This is a genomic window from Corynebacterium tuscaniense, from assembly GCF_008693065.1.
GTDB lineage: Bacteria > Actinomycetota > Actinomycetes > Mycobacteriales > Mycobacteriaceae > Corynebacterium > Corynebacterium tuscaniense.
This window is the reverse complement of the sequence record NZ_VXKH01000129.1, coordinates 1-1,222: the sequence shown is the minus strand read 5'-3', so window position 1 is coordinate 1,222 and position 1,222 is coordinate 1. Positions and strand designations below refer to the sequence as shown.

Annotated in this window: 1 protein-coding gene; it reads left to right on the top strand. The window is 53.2% G+C overall.

The genetic code is table 11. The features are described 5' to 3' along the window. A protein-coding gene (locus tag F4V54_RS10815) for an IS3 family transposase (RefSeq protein ID WP_249041299.1) occupies positions 1-1,184 on the top strand; the annotation gives its coding sequence in 2 pieces (ribosomal slippage) (positions 1-271 and positions 271-1,184; 1,185 coding nt annotated over the 2 pieces). This gene is flagged as partial in the annotation. Positions 1,185-1,222 lie beyond the last annotated feature (38 nt).

Below are 1,222 nucleotides of genomic sequence, written 5' to 3'. Positions count from 1 at the left end.
TACTCCGAACAGTTCAAACGTGATGCTGTGGCCCTCTACGAAAACAATGAGGATCTCACACTTCACGCGGCTTCAGCAGAGCTTGGAGTCAATCGTTCATCACTTTTCTCTTGGCTTAAGCAGTACGGCACCGGCAAACGTGCCCGCACCAAAAGCTTGCGCGACCAGGCCCAGGCGACGACTGACTCCGAGCGAATCCGCCAGCTAGAAAAAGAAGTCTCTAAGCTGCGCGAAGAACGCGACATCCTGCGCAAGGCCGCGAAATATTTTGCCGAAGAGACACGCTGGTAATCCGCTTCCAGTTTGTCTATGACCACCGAACCGAGTACTCGGTCAAGCGGATGTGCCACGTGTTAAAGCTCAATCGCTCCTCGTTCTACAAATGGGTCAACACCCGCGATAAACGAAGGTTAAAGATATGTTCTGACGCCCTTATTGGTGCAAGAATCAAGACCATCTTCGATGATGAGCACGGGCTCTATGGTGCTAAACGCATCGCTGCAAGCCTCAAAGCCGATACGGGCTTTCCCCCGATCAATCACAAGAAGGTCGCACGCATCATGCAATCCATGGGGCTTAAAGGCTTTAGTAAACGGCGTCGATGTGTCACCACCAGGCGTAAGCCTGGCCACCGCGTGATGCCAGATTTAGTAGGCCGCAAATTCACAGCTGATAGGCCAAACGAGCTCTATGTAGGCGATATTACGTATCTGCCGTGTAAGGGCGGTAAGAACATGTACCTAGCCACGGTCATCGACGCCTACTCACGCAAGCTCGTCGGCCATGCACTCGCCGATCACATGCGAGTATCGCTGGTTACCGAAGCTTTAACCCATGCCAGAAAAGTCCGAGGAAGCCTTAAAGGAGCAATTTTCCATTCCGATCACGGCAGTGTGTACACCTCACAAGCATTTAGGGATCACTGCGCCCAGCTTGGTGTACGCCAATCCATGGGCGCGGTGGGTACAAGTGCCGATAACGCCCTGGCAGAATCATTTAACGCCACCCTTAAACGTGAAGTCCTGCGTGATCGGAAAGTCTTTGACAATCCCATCATCTGCCGCCAAGAAGTCTTCCGATGGTGCATGCGCTACAACACGCGCAGACGACACTCCTGGTGCAACCTTCTAGCCCCCGATACCTTCGAAGCACTTAATTCAGCTACACTGACCCAAGCAGCATAGCTAACCCCCGACGTGTCTACTTTCCGGGGGTCAGGCCC